The 19,489-nt window shown below is 64.2% G+C and carries 20 protein-coding genes; 17 read left to right on the plus strand and 3 right to left on the minus strand.

Features of this window, described 5'->3' with window-relative positions:
• Nucleotides 1-119 precede the first annotated feature (119 nt).
• From tldD to JMJ54_RS10525, 6 genes are all read left to right on the plus strand, one after another.
• Entirely contained in the window at nucleotides 120-1,556 is a 1,437-nt protein-coding gene (gene tldD / locus JMJ54_RS10500) for a metalloprotease TldD (RefSeq protein ID WP_203538465.1), read from the plus strand.
• Entirely contained in the window at nucleotides 1,556-1,906 is a 351-nt protein-coding gene (locus JMJ54_RS10505; protein ID WP_203538467.1) for a DUF3088 family protein, read from the plus strand. The genes tldD and JMJ54_RS10505 overlap by 1 nt, the downstream gene beginning before the upstream one ends.
• Nucleotides 1,907-1,987: 81 nt before the next feature.
• Nucleotides 1,988-3,043, plus strand: a complete 1,056-nt coding sequence (locus JMJ54_RS10510) for an enoyl-CoA hydratase/isomerase family protein (protein ID WP_203538469.1) — start codon at nucleotides 1,988-1,990, stop codon at nucleotides 3,041-3,043.
• A 141-nt stretch (nucleotides 3,044-3,184) separates the two neighbouring features.
• Nucleotides 3,185-3,865 carry a Bax inhibitor-1/YccA family protein gene (locus JMJ54_RS10515; RefSeq protein WP_203538471.1) on the plus strand — a complete coding sequence of 227 codons (681 nt, stop codon included), beginning with the start codon at nucleotides 3,185-3,187 and terminating at the stop codon, nucleotides 3,863-3,865.
• Nucleotides 3,866-3,977: 112 nt separating this feature from the next.
• Nucleotides 3,978-6,281 (plus strand): PAS domain S-box protein, encoded by a 2,304-nt coding sequence (locus tag JMJ54_RS10520; RefSeq protein ID WP_203538473.1) that lies wholly within the window; start codon nucleotides 3,978-3,980, stop codon nucleotides 6,279-6,281.
• A complete protein-coding gene (locus tag JMJ54_RS10525) occupies nucleotides 6,281-6,919 on the plus strand; it encodes a response regulator transcription factor (RefSeq protein ID WP_203538475.1) in 639 nt (212 codons plus the stop codon). Before JMJ54_RS10520 ends, JMJ54_RS10525 begins: the two co-directional genes overlap by 1 nt.
• A gap of 64 nt (nucleotides 6,920-6,983) precedes the next feature.
• Here JMJ54_RS10525 and JMJ54_RS10530 read toward each other — a convergent pair whose 3' ends face one another.
• Nucleotides 6,984-7,355, minus strand: coding sequence for a ComEA family DNA-binding protein (locus JMJ54_RS10530; RefSeq protein WP_203538477.1), 372 nt, complete (start codon nucleotides 7,353-7,355; stop codon nucleotides 6,984-6,986).
• 93 nt (nucleotides 7,356-7,448) lie between these two features.
• On the opposite strand from JMJ54_RS10530, the gene hpnC reads away from it, so the two are divergent.
• Together hpnC and JMJ54_RS10540 are read left to right on the plus strand one after the other, a co-directional pair.
• The gene (hpnC, locus tag JMJ54_RS10535; RefSeq protein WP_203538479.1) at nucleotides 7,449-8,276 is read left to right on the plus strand and encodes a squalene synthase HpnC; all 828 of its coding nucleotides are present in this window, start codon (nucleotides 7,449-7,451) and stop codon (nucleotides 8,274-8,276) included.
• Nucleotides 8,276-8,872, plus strand: a complete 597-nt coding sequence (locus tag JMJ54_RS10540) for a thermonuclease family protein (RefSeq protein WP_203538481.1) — start codon at nucleotides 8,276-8,278, stop codon at nucleotides 8,870-8,872. The genes hpnC and JMJ54_RS10540 overlap by 1 nt, the downstream gene beginning before the upstream one ends.
• On the opposite strand, the gene lptM is transcribed toward JMJ54_RS10540, so the two are convergent.
• Complete coding sequence (lptM, locus tag JMJ54_RS10545) at nucleotides 8,873-9,082, minus strand: LPS translocon maturation chaperone LptM (RefSeq protein WP_203538483.1); 210 nt, start codon at nucleotides 9,080-9,082, stop codon at nucleotides 8,873-8,875.
• 55 nt (nucleotides 9,083-9,137) lie between these two features.
• On the opposite strand from lptM, the gene cyaY reads away from it, so the two are divergent.
• The 3 genes from cyaY to JMJ54_RS10560 are packed head-to-tail and all read left to right on the plus strand — an operon-like array spanning nucleotide 9,138 to nucleotide 11,375.
• Nucleotides 9,138-9,452 carry an iron donor protein CyaY gene (gene cyaY / locus JMJ54_RS10550; protein WP_203538485.1) on the plus strand — a complete coding sequence of 105 codons (315 nt, stop codon included), beginning with the start codon at nucleotides 9,138-9,140 and terminating at the stop codon, nucleotides 9,450-9,452.
• Nucleotides 9,452-9,859, plus strand: a complete 408-nt coding sequence (locus tag JMJ54_RS10555; RefSeq protein WP_203538487.1) for a YqaA family protein — start codon at nucleotides 9,452-9,454, stop codon at nucleotides 9,857-9,859. The genes cyaY and JMJ54_RS10555 overlap by 1 nt, the downstream gene beginning before the upstream one ends.
• 16 nt (nucleotides 9,860-9,875) lie before the next feature.
• Complete coding sequence (locus JMJ54_RS10560; RefSeq protein ID WP_203538489.1) at nucleotides 9,876-11,375, plus strand: beta-barrel assembly-enhancing protease; 1,500 nt, start codon at nucleotides 9,876-9,878, stop codon at nucleotides 11,373-11,375.
• Nucleotides 11,376-11,379: 4 nt separating this feature from the next.
• Here JMJ54_RS10560 and JMJ54_RS10565 read toward each other — a convergent pair whose 3' ends face one another.
• A complete protein-coding gene (locus JMJ54_RS10565) occupies nucleotides 11,380-11,823 on the minus strand; it encodes a DUF1841 family protein (RefSeq protein ID WP_203538491.1) in 444 nt (147 codons plus the stop codon).
• Between the two features lie 105 nt (nucleotides 11,824-11,928).
• Between JMJ54_RS10565 and JMJ54_RS10570 the strand changes: the two genes are divergently transcribed.
• The 6 genes from JMJ54_RS10570 (at nucleotide 11,929) to JMJ54_RS10595 (ending at nucleotide 19,467) form a co-directional block, all read left to right on the plus strand.
• Entirely contained in the window at nucleotides 11,929-12,408 is a 480-nt protein-coding gene (locus tag JMJ54_RS10570) for a glutathione peroxidase (protein ID WP_203538493.1), read from the plus strand.
• 44 nt (nucleotides 12,409-12,452) lie between these two features.
• Nucleotides 12,453-13,796, plus strand: coding sequence for a C13 family peptidase (locus JMJ54_RS10575; RefSeq protein ID WP_203538495.1), 1,344 nt, complete (start codon nucleotides 12,453-12,455; stop codon nucleotides 13,794-13,796).
• Nucleotides 13,797-13,982: 186 nt separating this feature from the next.
• Nucleotides 13,983-15,110: a glutamine-hydrolyzing carbamoyl-phosphate synthase small subunit gene (carA, locus tag JMJ54_RS10580; protein ID WP_203538497.1), complete on the plus strand. Its 1,128-nt coding sequence runs from the start codon at nucleotides 13,983-13,985 to the stop codon at nucleotides 15,108-15,110.
• Nucleotides 15,111-15,127: 17 nt separating this feature from the next.
• Nucleotides 15,128-18,349, plus strand: a complete 3,222-nt coding sequence (gene carB / locus JMJ54_RS10585; protein WP_203538499.1) for a carbamoyl-phosphate synthase large subunit — start codon at nucleotides 15,128-15,130, stop codon at nucleotides 18,347-18,349.
• Nucleotides 18,350-18,474: 125 nt separating this feature from the next.
• On the plus strand, nucleotides 18,475-18,957 hold the full coding sequence (gene greA, locus JMJ54_RS10590; protein WP_189458278.1) for a transcription elongation factor GreA: 483 nt from the start codon (nucleotides 18,475-18,477) through the stop codon (nucleotides 18,955-18,957).
• Nucleotides 18,958-19,029: 72 nt separating this feature from the next.
• Nucleotides 19,030-19,467: a DUF4149 domain-containing protein gene (locus tag JMJ54_RS10595; RefSeq protein ID WP_203538501.1), complete on the plus strand. Its 438-nt coding sequence runs from the start codon at nucleotides 19,030-19,032 to the stop codon at nucleotides 19,465-19,467.
• Nucleotides 19,468-19,489: the final 22 nt, after the last annotated feature.

A 19,489-nucleotide genomic window follows, 5' to 3' on the forward strand; every position in this document is an offset into this window, starting at 1 on the left:
GCCGGCCGATGCCGCGTCGGTCCGGCATCGGGCCTGCGGTTTGCGGACCGGACGATATCGTTGCCTTGCGTTGCTGCAGCGCTTGGCGGATGCTTGAGCCCTTTTTCGCAGGTGACCCCATGACCGCGCTTCAGACCGCACACAGCATGCTGCTCACGCCGTTCGGCCTCGACGATCGTCAGCTCGATCAGGTCTTCGGCGCGCTGATGCACCACGACCTCGATTACGCCGATCTCTATTTCCAGTACAGCCGTGCCGAGGCGTGGAGTCTGGACGAAGGCATCGTCAAGTCCGGCAGTTTCCACATCGATCAGGGCGTCGGCGTGCGGGCGATCGCCGGCGAGAAAACGGCATTCGCGTATTCGGACGACATCGGCCTGCAGCCGCTGCTCGATGCCGCCGGGGCGACGCGGGCGATCGGACGGCAAGGCGGCAATGGTGTCGCCGTGCGTCATCTGCCGGTGTCCGGGCATGCGCTGTATCGGCCCGTTGATCCGCTGGCCAGCCTGAACGAGGCGGCCAAGGTCGCGCTGCTGGAAAAGCTCGAGCGCATTGCGCGCTCGCTTGATCCGCGCGTGGTTCAGGTGATGGCGAGTCTGGCTTCCGAGTACGAGGTGATCTTCGTCGCCCGTCATGATGGCCATCGCGCCGCCGACGTGCGTCCGCTGGTGCGTTTGAGCCTGCAGGTCATCGTCGAACAGGACGGACGTCGCGAACAGGGCGGCGCAGGTGGTGGCGGCCGTTTCGATTACGCCCATTTCAGCGACGACGTGCTCGCCGACTACGCCAAGAAGGCGGTCGATCAGGCGTTGCTCAATCTCGAGGCCCGCCCGGCACCGGCCGGCGAGATGACCGTCGTGCTCGGCAACGGCTGGCCCGGCATCCTGCTGCACGAGGCAATCGGCCACGGTCTTGAAGGCGACTTCAATCGTAAGGGCAGCTCGGCGTTCTCGGGCAAGATCGGCCAGCGCGTCGCCAGTGCCGGCGTCACCGTGATCGACGACGGTACGATTCCGGATCGCCGTGGTTCGCTCAACGTCGACGATGAAGGCAACCCGACCAGCCGCACCGTGCTGATCGAGGACGGCATCCTCAAGGGCTATATGCAGGACAGCCTGAACGCCAGACTGATGGGCATGCCGCTGACCGGCAACGGCCGGCGCGAAAGCTACGCCCACCTGCCGATGCCACGGATGACCAACACCATCATGCTCGGCGGCGACAAGGACCCGGGCGAGATTCTTGCCTCGGTGAAGCGCGGGCTCTACGCCGCCAACTTCGGCGGTGGTCAGGTCGACATCACCAGCGGCAAGTTCGTGTTCTCCGCCGCCGAGGCGTGGTATGTCGAGGACGGCAAGCTGCTGTATCCGGTCAAGGGTGCGACGCTGATCGGTAACGGACCGGATGTCCTGACGCGCGTATCGATGATCGGCAACGACATGGCGCTCGATCCGGGTGTCGGTACTTGCGGCAAGGAAGGCCAGAGCGTGCCGGTCGGCGTCGGCCAGCCGACGCTGCGGGTCGATGGTGGCCTGACCGTCGGTGGTACGGCCTGATGCCGGTGGTGCAAGACACGCTCTACTTGCTGACGCCCGGTTACGACGTTGACGGCCATGGTCCGCACTTCTGTGCCGATTGTGCGACCGTCGAGGGTTTTCTCGTCTATTACCCGCAACTGGCCGGGCGTTTCGCCGTTGAGCGGATCGGGTTTCCCCGGCCGCGTCCCGAGCTCGTGCCGCTGCTCGGCGACGACCATCAGGGCTGCCCGGTGTTGATCCTCGCTGCGAGCAGCGCGGCCGACGCCGACCTGCCGGTGCAGACCGTGAACGGTCAGCGTTTCATCGACGAACCGAAGGCGATCCTGCGCTATCTCGGCCGCAAGCACGGCGTCGGTACGCCGTCCTGAAACGGCGGGTTGCGGACTTTCCCGATGCGGCAGGCGATGACGGCGGCGTAAGCTGCCGTTGTCGTTTCCAGGGAAAGAGGCATGGTCCGTTTTGACAGTATCCGCGCCCGCAACGGTGCGCGGATCGGTACGCTGACGCTCGACGCGCCGGCCCGGCTCAACGCGCAGACGCTGGCCATGGTCGACGCCATGCTGGCACAGCTCGATGCGTGGCAGGCCGACCCCGAGGTCGTCGCCGTGCTGGTCTCGGCGAGCGGCGAGCGGGCATTCTGTGCCGGTGGCGACATCCGGGCGCTGTATGACGCAATGGTGACGCCGGGGCATGTCGACCGCGGTGACCGGTTTTTCGCCCACGAGTATCTGCTTTGCCACCGCGTGCGTCATTATCCGAAGCCGGTGGTTGCGCTGGGTTTCGGTGCGATCATGGGCGGCGGCTGGGGGCTGTACTCGGCCGCAAGCCACCGGCTGATCCGCACCGACGCGCAACTGGCAATGCCGGAAATCGCGATCGGCCTGTTCCCGGATGTTGGCGCCAGCCGCTGGTTGCACGCGCTGCCCGACGGTTTGGGACGCTTCCTCGCCCTGACGGGGAGCCGCATCAATGCCAGCGATGCGGTTGCCAGTGGCGTGGCGCACGGGCTGACCGGCGCGGTGGGTCAGGACGAGCTTGCGCACGCCCTCGCCGAGCTGAACTGGCAGGGCGCACGCAATCGCGACGACGACATGCTGTCCGACTGGCTGGCGGGCTTCGTCCGGCAGCACCGGACCGAGGCGCCTGCATCGCGGTGGGTGCAAGCGCGCCATCATATCGAGGACCTTGTCGGCGGTGATGGTCTCGAGGAGATCGCTGCGCGTCTGCAGCGCAATGCCAAAAGCGACGACTGGGTGGGCCACGGCTGCGCGCACTTCCTTGCCGGCGCGCCGACCTCGGCGACGCTGATCTGGCGGCTGGCCGAGCGTGCGCTGCGGATCGACGACGATGCGCTGCTGGCGCTGGAGACCGAGGTCGCGCGTTTCTGCCTGCGCCACGGCGACTTCCGCGAGGGCGTCCGCGCCAAACTCGTCGACCGCGACGGTTTGCCGCGCTGGCGGGCGACGACGCTGGCCGATGCACAGCTGCAGGACTTGCCGCTCTGAGCATTTCCCCGTCGCAACACGCGAACGGGTGCGGGTGTACGACGCCAGCGTACAATTGCCAACGAGCTTGAAACTTTTTGCCACCGCGTCCATCTTATCGGTGCGGCATGGCCGCACATCAACATCTCTGGAGAGACCAAAATGCAACTCAACACCGCCCGTTACGGCGGCGAATCGCTCGCCGTTGAGCGTAACCGAGTCCTGCGCAATACCTATTTCCTGCTGGCCCTGTCGATGCTGCCGACTGCACTCGGCGCACTGGTAGGTGTGTCGATGCAGTTTGCCATGTCGCCGCTGATGGGCGCCGTCGTGTTCCTCGGCATCAGCTTCGGCGCGTTCTTCGCGATCGAAAAAACGAAGAACAGCGGCATGGGCGTCGTGCTGTTGCTGGCGTACACCGGCTTCATGGGCCTGTGGCTGTCGCAGATCCTCCAGGTTGCGCTGCGTTTCTCCAATGGCGCGCAAATGATCGGCACCGCCGCTGTCGGTACCGCTGCAATCTTCTTCACGCTGTCGGCGATCGCCACGGTGACGAAGAAGGATTTCAGCTTCATGGGCAAGTTCCTGATGATCGGCGTCGTCATGCTGATCCTGGCCTCGCTCGGCAACTTGTTCTTCCAGATCCCGGCGCTGTCGCTGGCGATCTCGGCGATTGCGGTGCTGATTTTCTCGGCCTTCATCCTGGTCGATACCAGCCGCATCGTGAACGGTGGCGAAACCAACTATGTCAGCGCAACGCTGCAGTTGTACCTGAACATCTACAATCTGTTCATCAGCCTGCTGAACATCCTGATGGCCTTCTCGGGTAACAACCGCAACTGATCGCGGTTACGCACCCGATGCAACGGCGCCCCTCGGGGCGCCGTTGTTTTTTCATGCGACGTGGGTTTGGCCCTATGGGGGCGACGGTGCCGGCGCGCTATGCTTGGGCGTGATGCGCATCCTTTCTCAACGCTACCGTGGCCAATGGCCATGGGTACTTGCTTATCTGGCGATCGGCCTGACGCTGGTCGTGCTGCTCGGTTATGCCGCGTATGACGCACGGCAGATCCGCCAGACCCGCGCCAGTACGCTGGCGCAGGATCTGCTGTGGCAGGAGCAGGCCATCCGCCTGCATTTGCAGACCAATCAGAACGTCATCGAGAACCTCGCCTACAGCCTCGCCGCCGATGCGATCCGGCCGGCGGACTTTGCCGCGCGCGCCGATGCCCTGATGAAGGCAAATCCCGAAATTGCTGCTGTCGAGTACATCAGCCGCGAGGGCAAGCGACTGGGCGGATTGCCGGTGTACAGCGCGCGTCCCAGCAGTCTTACGCCGCTCAACGATCCCGGCCTGATCGATGCCCTTGAAGGCGCGGCGTCGCTGGGGCGGCCGGTCTATTCGTCGGTGATCTATCGCAGTACGCCGCAGGTCGTCCTCGTTGTGCCGTACTTTCGCGCGACCGTTTACGAGGGGGCGGTGCTGGCCACGTACGAGCTGCCGCCGTTGATGCAGTTGCAGGTGCCATGGTGGATGGTCCAGCGCTACGACCTGGCCCTGATCGATCCGTCGGGCCAGGCGCTGTTGCCGGCCGATTATGTCGCCGCGCCGGACCGCTTGAGCAAGGAGGTGGCGTTCGAGCCGCCGGGCAACGGCCTGAAGCTGAGGGCGAGCATCCGGGGCGATTCCAGCCCGGCCAGCCGGCAGATCGGCTTGCTGATCGCCAGCGTGCTGCTGCTGCTGGCCATGCTGGTCTGGGCGCTGACGCTGGTGAAGAAACGCATGGCCGAGCGCCAGCGGGCCGAGGAAGCGTTGCGCGACGAGATCGGCTTTCGTGCCGCGATGGAGGACTCGCTGACGACGGGCCTGCTGGCGATCGGCCGCGACGGCGAGCTGATCTACGTGAACCCCGGATTCTGCCAACTGGTCGGCTGGCGTGCCGATGAACTGATCGGACTGAAGCCACCACTGCCGTTCTGGCCGCCGGAACGCCTGTCGCATTGCGCCAGTGCCTTTCAGGCCATCCGGATGGGCAATGCGCCGGCGGGCGGTTTGCAGCTGCGTTTCATGCGTCGCGACGGGGAGCGTTTCGACGTGCGCCTGTACGCATCACGCCTGATCGATGGCCGCGGGGAGCACCGTGGCTGGATGGCGTCGCTGTACGACACGACCGAAATCCGCCGTGAACGCGAGGCGCTGGCGACGTCGCGGATGCAGCTGCGCACGGTGCTCGAAGGCCTCGATGCCTCCGTGTCGGTCACCGATGCGCGTACCGGCGCGCTGCTGTATCGCAACCGGGGGCATGCCAACCGTTTTTCGCTGCAGGCCGATGCCGAGTGCTGTCTGGTCCCGTTGGGTGCCCAGCCGTTGCACGACGGTCAGGGCGAGGAGCATTTCGACGTCATCAGCGGTCGCTGGTTTGCGGTGCAGCGGCGGTCGCTGGACTGGGTCGATGGCCGACCAGTGTGGCTTGAGATCGCATCCGACATCACCGCAAGGCGTCAGGCTGCCGAAGAAGCGCGCCTGCGTGACGAGCGTTTGCAGCACACCGCGAGACTGGTCAGCATGGGCGAAATGGCGTCGAGCCTGGCGCACGAACTTAACCAGCCGCTGGCCGCGATTGCCGGTTATGCCGCTGCCGGCGACAGCCTGCTGGAAATCGAGCCGCCGGCCCTGAAGCGGGCGCGCGAAACGCTGGGCAAGATCGGCGACCAGGCCGCGCGGGCGGGCCAGATCATTCGTGGCATCCGCAACTTTGTTTCCAAACGCGCACCCCGGGAAGACGACTGCCGTATCGACACGCTGCTGGCTGTTCCGGTCGAGCTGCTCGCGCCGCTGGCACGCAAGGCACAGGTGAAAATCGTGGTCGAGATCCCGGAGGGGCTGCCGAGCTTTCGCGGCGACGGGGTCATGCTTGAGCAGGTGCTCTTCAACTTGATGAAGAACGGCATCGAGGCGATGGCGTCGTTGCCACCGGCGCCACGCCGGTTGACGGTCAGCGCTGGGGTCATCGATGGTGGCATCGAGGTCAGCGTGACCGACCAGGGAACCGGCCTCAGCAGCCCGAACAGCCTGTTTCAGCCGTTTTTCAGTACCAAAGCCGACGGCATGGGGATGGGGCTCAATATTTGCCGTTCGGTCATGGAGCAGCACCGCGGCCACCTGCGGGTGGAGATTCCGCCGGAAGGTGGGTGCCGTTTCGTTTGCCGTCTGCCGTTGCCCGATACAAGAACCGATATGACCGAGGAGAAAGCCTGATGCGCCCGATAGCGATCATTGACGACGACATCGCCGTGCGCGATGCGCTGTCGCTGTTGTTTGAAACCCGCGAGTGGCCGAGCGCCGGCTTCGAGTCCGCCGAGCACTTCCTGAGCGCGGCCAATGTGGCCGACTACGCCTGCCTGATCATCGATGTGCGCATGACCGGTATGACCGGTCTGGAGCTCTTCGCGGAGTTGCAGGATGCGCCCTATCTGCCGCCGGTGATCTTTCTGACCGGCCACGGCGATGTGCCGATGGCAGTGTCGGCGGTCAAGGGCGGTGCCAGTGATTTCCTCGAGAAGCCCTACGATCACAAGGTGCTGCTCGCCAAGGTCGAGGAGTATCTGCAGCGCGACCTGACTGCACGCAGCAGCTGGGAAACCCGGCAGACGCTGTCCGAGCGCCTGACCAGCCTGACGCCACGCGAGCGCGAAGTCCTGCGTGAGCTGCTGGCCGGCAAACTCAACAAGCAGATCGCCGATGCACTCAGCATCAGCATCAAGACGGTCGAGGTGCACCGCGCCCGCATCTACGCCAAGTTGCGCGTACGTTCGGCGGTCGAACTTGCCGCGCAGCTCAAGGCGGTGCCAATCAACGAAATAGTCGGTGAGGCCGCCTCGGGCGGTGAGGGCTGATGCTGGGTTTTTGATTGATGCAAAACGGCGCCCGAGGGCGCCGTTTTCCTTGCGTGCTGCAGCCTTACTTCTTCGCCGGAGCGCTGGCCTTGGGCTTCGCTTCCTTGGTGCTGGCGGGCTTGGCCGCAGCGGGCGATGCCGTGGCTTTCGACGACTTGGCTGTGGCGGCCGGCGCGGCAACCTTGCCGCCGACACTGATGTCGCCCTTGATCTTGTTGAACGTGCCTTCCTTGATGCCAGGCACTTTCATGATGTCTTCCGGTGTCTTGAACGCACCGTTCTTGGTACGGTAGTCGACGATGGACTTGGCCTTGGTCGGGCCGATGCCGTTCAGGCCTTCGAGTTGCTGTTCGGTTGCGGTGTTAAGATCGACGGCCGCGAAGACCGAGGCGCACAGCAGGAACATGCCGACGAAGGCGGCGAGCCATTTTTTCATTGCTATCTCCCTTGATTGGTCAGGTGGGTGAACCCCACTGGTTGACTATAGCACGCAAAAATCACAGTATTTGTCAGTCTGGATTCAGAATTCATGCTCACCCCGCAGCAGTCGGTCGAACACTACGAAAACTTCCCGGTCGCCTCGATCCTGTTGCCGCGCCGGTTCCGCAAGCCGGTTGCCGCGGTGTACCACTTCGCGCGGCATGCCGACGACCTTGCCGACGAGGGTGATGCCGAACCGGCAGCGCGTCTCGCGGCGCTGGCCGAGTGCAGCGCCGAGCTGGCACGGATCGAAGCGGGCGAGACGCCGGCCACGCCTCGCTATCAGGCGCTGGCAGCGGTGGTGCGCGATTACGGGGTACCGGTGTCGCTGTGCGAGGACCTGCTGTCGGCGTTCCGCCAGGACGTCACCCAGAGCCGTTATGCCGATTTCGGCGAGCTGGTGAACTACTGCCGGCGCTCGGCCAACCCGGTCGGCAGGATCCTGCTGCACATTTTCGGCGAAGTCAGCCCGCGGCATCTGGCGATGTCCGATGGCATCTGCACCGCCTTGCAACTGGTCAATTTCTGGCAGGACGTGGCGATCGACTGGACCAAGGACCGCGTCTATCTGCCGCAGGACGAACTGGCAAAGTACGGTGTGACTGAGGCGCAGATCGCCGCCGGCAGGGTTGATGCCGCGTGGCAGCGGCTGATGCGGTTCCAGGTCGACCGGACGCGGCGGATGCTCAAGGCCGGCGCGCCGCTGGCGAATGCGCTGCCGGGCCGGGTCGGATTCGAGCTGCGGTTGACGGTGCTCGGTGCGGCTACCGTGCTCGACAAGCTCGACGCCGGCGGCTACGACGTGTTCCGCCATCGTCCGGTGCTGGGCAAGGGCGACTGGCCGCGCATCGTCTGGCGCGCCTGGCGGCGGAAGTAATGGCCCGGCGCATCGGGCAGCGCGAAATCCGCGCACTGACGACGCTGTTCACCGCTCGTGCCTTGCCGGCACGGATCGGTGCGCTGCTGGTACTGGCGGTTGCGGCATGGGCGTGGTGGAACGAGGGCAGGGCGGCCCCGGGGGCCTTGACCAGCGGCCTGGCAATCCACGGCACCGTTGTCGGCATTGCCGATGGCGATACGCTGACGCTACTCGATGCCGACCGGCGTGAATACCGTTTGCGACTGGCATTCATCGACGCACCCGAAAAAGCGCAACCGTACGGCAACGCGGCCAAACAGGCGCTGTCGGACCGGGTCTACCGCAAGGTGGTCGATGCGGAGGTGATCGACGTCGACCGCTACCAGCGCGGCGTGGTGCTGATCCGCCTCGACGGCGAGGACATCAATTACGCGCAGGTCAAGGACGGGCTGGCATGGCATTACACGCGCTATGCCGGCAAGCAGTCACGCAGCGATTTCGAGGCCTACGAGGCGGCGCTGCAGGCGGCGCGTACCGGCCGCCTTGGCCTGTGGCAGCAGCCCGGTGCCGAGCCGCCATGGGATTTCCGCCGCAACAAACGCGCGGCGGAGTGATTACTGCGCCTTGGGGGCACTCGCGGCTTCGGCGGCCGGTGCCGACGCTGCCGTTTTTTCGGCAGCCGCGGCGCTGGCCTCGGCGGCTTTGCGCTTGTTCATCTCGGCACGGGTTTCAGGCGGCTTCCAGCCCGGCGGCGGCAGGTAGAGCGGGCCCTTGAAGCCGCAGGCGGCAAGCATCAGGACGAGGAGCGGGGCAAGTGCGCGCATGGCATGCTTTGGTGGCAAAATCGCTATCTTAACCGACTTGCCGCTGCGACCTGCCATGACCGAATCCGAATTCCTTTCCGAAACCGACCGCATCTTCAGCCAGATCGAGACGGCGCTCGACGATGTCGACTTCGACATCGACGCATTGCGTACGGGTAACGTGCTCGAAATCGAGTTCGAGGACGGCAGCAAGGTCATCGTCAACCGGCACGTCTTCAATCAGGAAGTGTGGATCGCGGCCAAGAGCGGTGGCTACCACTATCGCCATGACGGCCAGCGCTGGGCCAATACGCGCGGTGACGGCGAGTTCTTTGCCGATCTGGCCACCGCGATCAGCCTGCATGCCGGCGAGGCGTTCGCGTTCGCCTGATGGATGACCTGTGGCTGCCGGGGCTGTTTGCCTCGGCTTTCCTGTCGGCGACATTATTGCCGGGGAACTCCGAGCTGGCACTGGCGGCCTATCTGTATCACGCACCACAGCACTGGCTGGTGGCCGTTCTGGTGGCGACGACCGGCAATTCGCTGGGCGGCTTGCTGACGGTCTGGATGGGGCGCCGGCTGCCGCGCAAGGAGCTGCCTCCGCGTGCCGCGTGGCTCACCCGCTGGGGGCCGCTGTCGCTGAGCCTGAGCTGGGTGCCGGTGATCGGCGATGCGCTGTGCGCCGCTGCCGGTTGGCTACGCTGGCCTTGGCGGCAGGTGCTGCCATGGCTGATTGCGGGCAAGCTGCTGCGTTACCTTGCCCTTGTTCCCCTCGCCCGTGCTGCCGCGGGCGCCTGACGCTGGAGTTGCCTGCTTGCCCGTTCGCCGGTTCAAACGTTCGCTGATCACTGCCTTGATGCTGTGCCTGGCTTCGCCTTCCGGCCTTGCCGACATCACGTACAGCGATCTGCCCGACCTCGGCGCAGCGTCGCGCGAAGGGATGTCGCCGACGCAGGAGCGCGAACTCGGCGAAGGCGCGATCCGTGAAATCCGTCGCAGCGGCGTGCTCGTCGACGACCCGGAGGTCAACGATTACATCCGGCGGATCGGCGGCAAACTGGCCGATGCCACCGGCGAAACCGGGCAGCCTTTCCACTTCTACGTGTTGCTCGACAAATCGGTGAATGCCTTCGCGATGCCGGGCGGTTTTGTCGTCGTCCATAGCGGCCTGCTGGCCGCGACGCAGAGCGAATCCGAGCTGGCCAGCGTGATGGCGCACGAAGTTGCCCACGTGACCCAGCACCATCTGGCACGCATGGTCGATTCCCAGCGGATGACGCCGTGGATGCTGCTCGGTGCACTGGGGTTGGCGATCATCGCCTCGAAGGCGGGCAACAGCGGTGCCGGCGTGGCTGCGGTCGTCGGCAGTCAGGGCTATGCAATCCAGCGCCAGCTGGATTTCACCTATGCGTTCGAGCAGGAGGCCGACCGGATCGGCATGCAGACGCTGCAGAAATCCGGTTTCGATCCGGCGGCCATGCCGCTGTTCTTCCAGCGCCTGCAGAAGGAAAACCGGCTGGTCGAGGGCGGCGCCCCCGAGTTCCTGCGCACGCACCCGGTCACCTACAAGCGGATTGCCGACGCCGAGGCACGACTCAAGGGCGGCAGTTACAAACAGTATCCGGACTCCACCGACTACCGTTTCGTGCGCGAAAAGCTGCGCGTGCTGCAGATGGGGAAAAAGGAGGCGGTGACGTTCTATCGCACCACGGTCGAGCAGAAGCGCTACGCGAGTCTGGCGATGCAGCTCTACGGCTACGCGCTCGCACAATGGCGTGACGGCCAGTACGACGGTGCGTGGAAGACGCTGGGCGATGCGCGTTCGGCCTATGGCAAGCCGGATGCCGCACTCGACTATCTGGCGGGGCAGATCCGGCTGTCCCAGCAGAAATACGCGCTGGCGACGACGATCTTTCAGGAGGCCGCAGTGCAGTTTCCGTCCAGCCGCGGCCTGTTGTACGGCGAGATCGACGCCTTGGTGGGGGCTGAGCGCTACGACGATGCGCTGGCGCGCATCCATTCGGCGCAAGAGCTGTACACCAGCGACGCCAACCTGTACCAGCGCGAGTCCAGGGTTTATGCGGCGATGGGCCAAGTGCAGCGCCAGCACAAGGCCCAAGCCGAATACTACGCACGCATCCTCGAATACGGGCCGGCGATCGAGCAGCTGCAACTGGCGCAGCGCCAGCCGGGTGGTGATTTCTACCTGCAGTCGGAGATCGATGCGCGACTGCAGGAGCTCATGGTGCTGGACGGCCGCAAGGACAAGAGGGGCGAGCCGAGCAAGCTCGACGCCTCGGCGCCACGGCTTTGAGTGCTCAGTCCTTGCCGCCGAACTGCCTGACCTTGGTGCGCAGGATGTCGAGGTAGATCGCCGGGTCCGGTGCGCTCTGGTTGCGCTGCGCGTGCCAGATCATTTCGCCGAGGCCATCCATCATCTGGTGCTGCGCCGAATGTTCGTCGCCACAGGCCACGCACAGTGCCGAGTACTGGGCCTTGACGCCGAGCGGCTGATCGATCGACAGCTGCTCCTCGATCGCCAGATGCATCGACAAGTGCAGAAACGGGTTGGTCTCGCCGACCTCGGGCGGCCAGTCGCGATCCAGGTAATCGTCGCTGAGGTAGCGGTGATACTCGGGGTGGCGCAACAGGACTGCGACGACGATTTTTTCGAGATCGGCAAGAGGCGCGCCGGCCTGATGCTTTTGCCAGCTCTGGATGAAAAAGCGCCGGGCTTCATCGCGGGACGGATTGAACAGCATGGTGAACTCCTGGAACTGTCGGTTTGCTGACACGGAATGCCGTGCGCATGCGAACCATCGTGTACATTGCGATTGTCCCTCAACCCGCCGCACCAAGGAAACGCCATGAGCTCCCTCTACGACTTCACTCCCGACAGTCTTGCTGGCCAGCCGCAGCCGTTGGCCGAGTATCGTGATCAGGTGCTGCTGATCGTCAATGTCGCCAGCAAGTGCGGTTTCACGCCGCAGTACGCCGGCCTGCAGGCGCTGTACGAGCGCTTCAAGGATCGCGGTTTCGCCGTCCTCGGTTTTCCTTGCAACCAGTTCGGCAGCCAGGAGCCGGGTGACGCCGCCGAGATCGGCAGCTTCTGCGAACAGAACTACGGCGTCAGCTTCCCGATGTTCGCCAAGATCGACGTCAATGGCGATGGCGCCCACCCGCTGTATCAGTTCCTCAAGAAGGCGGAGCCGGGCATTCTTGGCACCGAGGGGATCAAATGGAACTTCACCAAGTTCCTGATCAATCGTGAAGGTCAGGTCATCGAGCGTTTCGCGCCGACGACTTCGCCCGAAGATCTCGTCTCCAAGATCGAGTCGCTGCTCTGAACATCTTCCTGCCGGACAGGCCGCGTGCGGCGCGCTTTGCGGCGGTGTCGTCCCTGCTGCTCGGGCTGAGGGCCATGTGCTTCTGGCCGTCCTGCGCGCGCTATCGCGGCTCGGTGGGCGGGCTGCTGCTCGCCGCCGCGCTGGCCCTGATCGTCGATATCGCCGGCAGTTACTGGCTCACCGGCGGGGGGCAGTTCAACGCGGGGGCCTTGCCCGGCTGGGGCTGGGCCGGCCTGCTGCTGTTCGTCGCCGGGGCCGCGCTCGAGCGTCGCGGTGCGCTCGGCTGGCAGCTGGCGACCTTGTACTTCGGCATCGGTTTCTGGCTGAACCTGCTGTTCCTCGCTGCGTGGTACGGGGCGATGCACTGGCTTGCCCCGTCGTTGCAGTACCGCTTCGGCTGGGCGGTGTTTGCGGTCTGGCCGGTCTGGCTTGCGCTGGCCCTGGTGCATGCGGCGGTGCGGTCGCGCGGTGGCTGGAGCTGGTGTGCGCTGGTTGCGGCATTGTTGCTGGCGGCCGGCTTGCTGGCCGAGCGCTATTACTTTGCCGACACCGGCCAGTTCTGGCTCCCGGAATCCGGCGAGGAGGCGTTCGAGCCGCTGCCCTTGCCGAAGCTGGCCGATGAAGCCGTGCTGTATTCGGAGGTCGAGCGGCTTGACGCTGCGCTCGACGCCATTGCGCCCGGCAGGAAGGGCATCGTCGAGCACTATGCGCTTGTCGTCGGTGGCGACGCGGGGCAGGGCGTGTTCGTACGTGAAGCGACGTCGATGCGCGATCGTTTCGATGCCCGCTTCGGCACACGCGGCCGTTCGGTGCTGCTGGCCAATCACGACAGCGTCACCGGTGCGGTGCCGATCGCGACGCAAACAAGCATTGCCGAAGCCCTTGATGCCATCGGTGCGAGGATGAATCGCGACGAAGACGTGTTGCTGCTGTATCTGACCTCGCACGGCAGCCGGGAGCACGAGTTTGCGCTCGCCAACCCGCCACTGGATCTGCCCGGCATTACCCCGCAATGGCTGGCCGACGCGCTGGCCGACGCAAAAATCCGCTGGCGCGTGGTCATCGTGTCTGCGTGCTATTCCGGCGGCTTCGTCCCTGCGCTGGCCGGGCCTGAGACGCTGGTGATGACGGCCGCCGCCGCCGACCGGACGTCGTTCGGCTGTGCGGACGAGAACGATTTCACCTACTTCGGCAAGGCGCTGTACGACGCGCTTGGCCAGGGGAACGACTGGACGGTGATCTGGCGACAAACGCGCGATGCGGTCACCCGGCGCGAGGCGGCCGAGCGTTTCGAGTCGTCAAAACCGCAGTTTTCCTTTGGTGCGGCGATCGCCGCCAGGCTTGCCGGAACCGGCGGGCAGGCGGTGAAACAAGCGCCAAGTCCCTGATGCCAATGGCGAATTCGTCAGGCGGTACTGGGGGCTGTAAGCGGTTAACCTTGATGCGATAGGCGATTCAAGGTAAAATTTCAACAATTTTGCACACGCGAAACGGGATAGGGGCTACCTGTCCCGTTTTTGTACGTGTAGCGCCGGAAATCCCCATCTTGTGGGCGCAACGCCCAGGAGCCGCCAGTGTCAAAACCCGCCCTTCTTGCGCTCGCCGACGGCACGCTGTTTCACGGTATTTCGATTGGCGCTGATGGTGAAACCATCGGCGAGGTCGTTTTCAATACCTCGATCACCGGCTATCAGGAAATCCTGACCGACCCGTCGTACAACAAGCAGATCGTCACGCTGACCTATCCGCACATCGGCAACTACGGTGTGAATCCGGAAGATGCCGAAAGCCGCGCCGTGTTCGCTTCGGGCCTGATCATCCGTGACCTTCCGCTGCTGCATTCGAACTTCCGCGCGTCGATGAGCCTTGGCGATTATCTCGTCAAGCACGGCGTCGTCGCCATTGCCGATATCGATACCCGCAAGCTGACCCGCATCCTGCGCGAAAAGGGTGCCCAGCCCGGCTGTATCGTCACCGGCGACAACATTGACGAAAAGGCTGCAGTCGAAAAGGCGATCTCGTTCGGTTCGATGGCCGGCCAGGATCTGGCCAAGGTCGTTACCGCAACCGAGAAATACGAGTGGAATACGGCCGAGTGGAAGCTCGGCGTCGGTTACACCGTGCAGTCGAACCCGAAATTCCACGTCGTCGCCTACGACTTCGGCGTCAAGCAGAACATCCTGCGCATGCTCGCCGAACGCGGCTGCCAGCTGACCGTCGTGCCGGCGCAGACCCCGGCTGCCGACGTGCTGGCGCTGAATCCGGACGGCGTGTTCCTGTCCAACGGCCCCGGCGATCCGGAACCGTGCGATTACGCGATCGAAGCGATCCGGGCTTTCCTCAAGACCGACATCCCGGTGTTCGGCATCTGCCTGGGGCATCAGCTGTTGGGTCTCGCAACCGGCGGCAGGACCAGCAAGATGAAGTTCGGCCACCACGGCGGCAACCACCCGGTGCAGGACCTCGATACCGGCCGGGTGATGATCACCAGCCAGAACCACGGTTTCCAGGTCGACGAAACCAGCCTGCCGGCCAATGTGCGCATCACGCACCGCTCGCTGTTCGACGGCACCGTCCAGGGCATCGCACTGACCGACAAGCCGGCGTTCTCGTTCCAGGGCCACCCTGAAGCCAGCCCGGGCCCGCACGACGTGGCGTATCTCTTCGACAAGTTCATCGCACTGATGGCCGAACGCAAGTAAGGATCAGGTAGACCGCAATGCCAAAACGTACAGACATCAAGAGCATCCTCATCATTGGCGCCGGCCCCATCGTCATCGGCCAGGCGTGCGAATTCGACTACTCGGGCGCGCAGGCGTGCAAGGCGCTGCGTGAAGAGGGTTACAAGGTCATCCTCGTCAACAGCAATCCGGCGACGATCATGACCGACCCGAACATGGCCGACGTGACCTACATCGAGCCGATCACCTGGCAGGTGGTCGAGAAGATCATCGCCAAGGAACGTCCGGACGTTGTGCTGCCGACCATGGGTGGCCAGACCGCGCTGAACTGTGCGCTCGACCTGTGGCGCCACGGCGTGCTCGACAAGTACGACGTCGAGCTGATCGGTGCGACGCCGGAAGCGATCGACAAGGCCGAAGACCGCCAGAAGTTCAAGGCTGCGATGGACAAGATCGGCCTCGGCTCGGCCAAGTCGGCCATCGCCCATACGCTGGAAGAAGCGCTCACCGCGCAAGCCAGCGTCGGCTTCCCGGCGATCATCCGCCCGTCGTTCACCATGGGTGGTTCGGGCGGTGGTATTGCCTACAACATCCAGGAGTTCATCGAGATCTGCACCCGCGGTCTCGACCTGTCGCCGACCAAGGAGCTGCTGATCGAAGAGTCGCTGCTCGGCTGGAAGGAATACGAGATGGAAGTCGTGCGCGACAGCGCCGACAACTGCATCATCGTCTGCTCGATCGAAAACCTCGATCCGATGGGCGTGCACACCGGCGACTCGATCACCGTCGCACCGGCACAGACGCTGACCGACAAGGAATACCAGATCATGCGCAACGCCTCGCTGGCGGTGCTGCGTGAAATCGGTGTCGATACCGGCGGCTCGAACGTCCAGTTCTCGGTCAATCCGAAGGACGGCCGGCTGATCGTCATCGAAATGAACCCGCGCGTATCGCGCTCGTCGGCGCTGGCATCGAAGGCCACCGGCTTCCCGATCGCCAAGATCGCTGCCAAGCTGGCCGTCGGCTATACACTCGACGAACTGAAGAACGAAATCACCGGCGGCAAGACCCCGGCGTCGTTCGAACCGTCGATCGACTACGTCGTCACCAAGGTGCCGCGTTTCGCGTTCGAGAAATTCCCGCAGGCCAACAGCCGCCTGACCACGCAGATGAAGTCGGTCGGCGAAGTCATGGCCATCGGCCGCACGCTGCAGGAGTCGCTGCAAAAGGCGCTGCGCGGTCTGGAAACCGGCATGTCGGGTTTCGACGAAGTGACCACCGATCGCCAGGCGATCGAGTCCGAACTCGCGGCACCTGGGCCGGAGCGGCTGTGGTACGTCGCCGACGCGTTCCGCATCGGCCTGAGCCAGCAGGAAGTCTTCAATCTGTCGAAGATCGATCCGTGGTTCCTCGCGCAGATCGAAGAGATCGTTCAGCTCGAAAACGGCCTGCGTGGCCGCACAGTCGACAGCCTCGACTACGCCGAACTGCGCAAACTGAAGCGCAAGGGCTTCTCGGATCGCCGTCTGGGTGCGCTGCTCGGTTGTGACCAGAGCGCCGTTCGCCGTCATCGCCACAGTCTGGGCATCCGCCCGGTCTACAAGCGCGTCGACACCTGCGCGGCCGAATTCTCGACCGACACCGCCTACATGTACTCGACCTACGAGGACGAGTGCGAATCGCTGCCGACCAGTGCCAAGAAGATCATGGTGCTCGGCGGCGGTCCGAACCGGATCGGTCAGGGCATCGAGTTCGACTACTGCTGCGTCCATGCCGCACTCGCGCTGCGCGAAGACGGCTACGAGACCATCATGGTCAACTGCAATCCGGAAACCGTGTCGACCGACTATGACACCTCGGACCGTCTGTACTTCGAATCGCTGACGCTCGAGGACGTGCTCGAAATCGTCGCGGTCGAGAAACCGGTCGGCGTCATCGTCCAGTACGGCGGCCAGACGCCGCTGAAGCTGGCGCGTGCGCTCGAAGCCAACGGCGTACCGATCATCGGTACCAGCCCGGACATGATCGACGCCGCCGAAGACCGCGAGCGCTTCCAGCAGCTGCTGAAGGACCTCGGCCTGCGTCAGCCGCCGAACGCCACTGCACGTACCGAGCAGGACGCGCTGCATCTGGCGCGAGAACTCGGCTACCCGCTGGTGGTGCGTCCGTCCTACGTGCTCGGCGGTCGTGCGATGCAGATCGTCCACAGCGAGGAAGACCTGGCCCGCTACATGCGTGAAGCGGTGAAGGTGTCGAACGACAGCCCGGTGCTGCTCGACCGCTTCCTCAACGACGCGATCGAAGTCGACGTCGACGCGATCTGCGACGGCGAAGCCGTACTGGTCGCCGGCATCATGGAACACATCGAACAGGCCGGCGTGCACTCGGGCGACTCGGCGTGCTCGCTGCCGCCGTACAGCCTCTCCGCCGAGCTGCAGGACGAGCTGCGCCGTCAGACCGTGGCGATGGCCAAGGCGCTCAACGTGGTCGGCCTGATGAACGTGCAGTTCGCGATCCAGGGGCGTGGCGATGAAGCCGTGGTGTTCGTGCTCGAAGTGAACCCGCGTGCGTCGCGTACCGTGCCGTACGTGTCCAAGGCCACCGGTATCTCGGTCGCCAAGGTCGCCGCACGCTGCATGGCCGGCCAGTCGCTGGCGAGCCAGGGCGTCACCAAGGAAGTGATTCCGCCGTACTACTCGGTCAAGGAAGCGGTGTTCCCGTTCGCCAAGTTCCCGGGTGTCGACACCATCCTCAGCCCGGAAATGAAGTCGACCGGCGAAGTCATGGGCGTGGGCGACACGTTTGCCGAAGCCTTCGTGAAGTCGCAGCTTGCTGCGGGCGTGGTACTGCCGAGTTCGGGCAACGTGTTCATCTCGGTGCGCGATGCGGACAAGCCGGTGGCGATCGAGTGCGCCAAGGCGCTGGCCGACATCGGCTTCAAGCTGATCGCGACCAAGGGTACGGCGGCGTCGCTGGCCGAAGCCGGCCTTGACGTCACTGCCGTGAACAAGGTGACCGAAGGCCGTCCGCATATCGTCGACATGATCGTGAATGGCGAGATCGCCATGATCTTCAATACCGTCGACGAGCGTCGCCAGGCGATCCAGGACAGCTACTCGATCCGTCACGAGGCACTGAAGGCCAAGCTGCCGGTGTACACGACGATCGCCGGCGCGCGCGCTGCGTGCATCGGTCTGCGTGACCTCAAGGAAATGCGCGTCTATGACGTGCAGGGCTTGCACCAGTCGCTGAAAGCCTGATAACGTAAAGCGAAATCAGCCGCCGTCATTCGTGACGGCGGCTCTGCATTTGTATCGCGGCCAAGCCCAGCTTGGCCCTTTGTTTTGTTGGGCGCGTCACGAGTCGCGCCGTGGAGAAGAGCATCATGATCAAAGTCCCGCTGACCGTTGTCGGTGCGGAAAAGCTCAAGGCCGAGCTGCAGCGCCTCAAGAGTGTCGAGCGTCCGGAGGTGATCCAGGCGATCGCCGAAGCGCGCGCGCAGGGCGACCTGTCGGAAAACGCCGAGTACGAAGCCGCCAAGGAAAAACAGGGTTTTGTCGAGGGCCGTATCGCCGAGCTGGAAGGCAAACTGTCGAATGCGCAGATCATCGATCCGAAGGATCTGGCCGGCGCGGCCGAAGGCCGTGTTGTTTTTGGCGCAACGATTGCTCTCGAAGACCTCGAGGGTGGCAAGCAGGTGACGTACCAGATCGTCGGCGACGACGAAGCCGACCTCAAGGACGGCAAAATCTCGGTCTCGAGCCCGATTGCCCGTGCGCTGATCGGCAAGTACGCCGGTGACGTCGCCGAGGTGGTCGCACCGGGTGGCATCCGCGAATACGAAGTTCTCGACGTCCAGTACTTGTAAGCACAGTGCCAACTCGCCGTCGGCGTCGATTTCAGCGACAATGCCGGCGGTCTGAACGCATCGATGGGCATCATGAATCTGGGTACCGGCATCAAGAACATCTTCGCCACGCTATGGATTGGCGGCATCTGGGTCATCGGCGTCATCGTCGCGCCGATCCTGTTCAAGTCGCTGGCCACGCCGGTTGCCGGGATGGTCGCAGGCCGCTTGTTCAGCATGATCGGCTGGGTCGGTATCGTTGCTGGTGCTTATCTGCTCGTTTACTGGCTGCTGGCCGGTGGTCTGGGAGCATTCCGCACTGGGCGGCTGTGGCTTGTGATCGGTATGCTGGTGTGTACGCTGGTCAACCAGTTCGCATTGTTTCCGCTGATTGCTGCGGTCAAGACCGGCGTCAGCAGTGCGGCGACCGGCGTATTTGGCGGCGGTCTCGCGCAATGGCATACGATCTCTAGCCTGATCTATCTGGTGCAGGCGCTGTTTGGCTTGGCCTATATCTGGCAAGACGACTGAAGCAGCAATGAAAAAGGCCGGC

The sequence above is a fragment of the Jeongeupia naejangsanensis genome (genome assembly GCF_016865585.1).
GTDB classification, from domain to species: Bacteria; Pseudomonadota; Gammaproteobacteria; order Burkholderiales; family Chitinibacteraceae; genus Jeongeupia; species Jeongeupia naejangsanensis.

Coding starts and splice junctions, on each gene's coding strand:
- tldD (WP_203538465.1), top strand. CDS start 120: ATGACCGCGCTTCAGACCGCACACAGCATGCTGCTCACGCCGTTCGGC.
- JMJ54_RS10505 (WP_203538467.1), top strand. CDS start 1,556: ATGCCGGTGGTGCAAGACACGCTCTACTTGCTGACGCCCGGTTACGAC.
- JMJ54_RS10510 (WP_203538469.1), top strand. CDS start 1,988: ATGGTCCGTTTTGACAGTATCCGCGCCCGCAACGGTGCGCGGATCGGT.
- JMJ54_RS10515 (WP_203538471.1), top strand. CDS start 3,185: ATGCAACTCAACACCGCCCGTTACGGCGGCGAATCGCTCGCCGTTGAG.
- JMJ54_RS10520 (WP_203538473.1), top strand. CDS start 3,978: ATGCGCATCCTTTCTCAACGCTACCGTGGCCAATGGCCATGGGTACTT.
- JMJ54_RS10525 (WP_203538475.1), top strand. CDS start 6,281: ATGCGCCCGATAGCGATCATTGACGACGACATCGCCGTGCGCGATGCG.
- JMJ54_RS10530 (WP_203538477.1), bottom strand. CDS start 7,355: ATGAAAAAATGGCTCGCCGCCTTCGTCGGCATGTTCCTGCTGTGCGCC.
- hpnC (WP_203538479.1), top strand. CDS start 7,449: ATGCTCACCCCGCAGCAGTCGGTCGAACACTACGAAAACTTCCCGGTC.
- JMJ54_RS10540 (WP_203538481.1), top strand. CDS start 8,276: ATGGCCCGGCGCATCGGGCAGCGCGAAATCCGCGCACTGACGACGCTG.
- lptM (WP_203538483.1), bottom strand. CDS start 9,082: ATGCGCGCACTTGCCCCGCTCCTCGTCCTGATGCTTGCCGCCTGCGGC.
- cyaY (WP_203538485.1), top strand. CDS start 9,138: ATGACCGAATCCGAATTCCTTTCCGAAACCGACCGCATCTTCAGCCAG.
- JMJ54_RS10555 (WP_203538487.1), top strand. CDS start 9,452: ATGGATGACCTGTGGCTGCCGGGGCTGTTTGCCTCGGCTTTCCTGTCG.
- JMJ54_RS10565 (WP_203538491.1), bottom strand. CDS start 11,823: ATGCTGTTCAATCCGTCCCGCGATGAAGCCCGGCGCTTTTTCATCCAG.
- JMJ54_RS10570 (WP_203538493.1), top strand. CDS start 11,929: ATGAGCTCCCTCTACGACTTCACTCCCGACAGTCTTGCTGGCCAGCCG.
- carB (WP_203538499.1), top strand. CDS start 15,128: ATGCCAAAACGTACAGACATCAAGAGCATCCTCATCATTGGCGCCGGC.
- greA (WP_189458278.1), top strand. CDS start 18,475: ATGATCAAAGTCCCGCTGACCGTTGTCGGTGCGGAAAAGCTCAAGGCC.
- JMJ54_RS10595 (WP_203538501.1), top strand. CDS start 19,030: ATGAATCTGGGTACCGGCATCAAGAACATCTTCGCCACGCTATGGATT.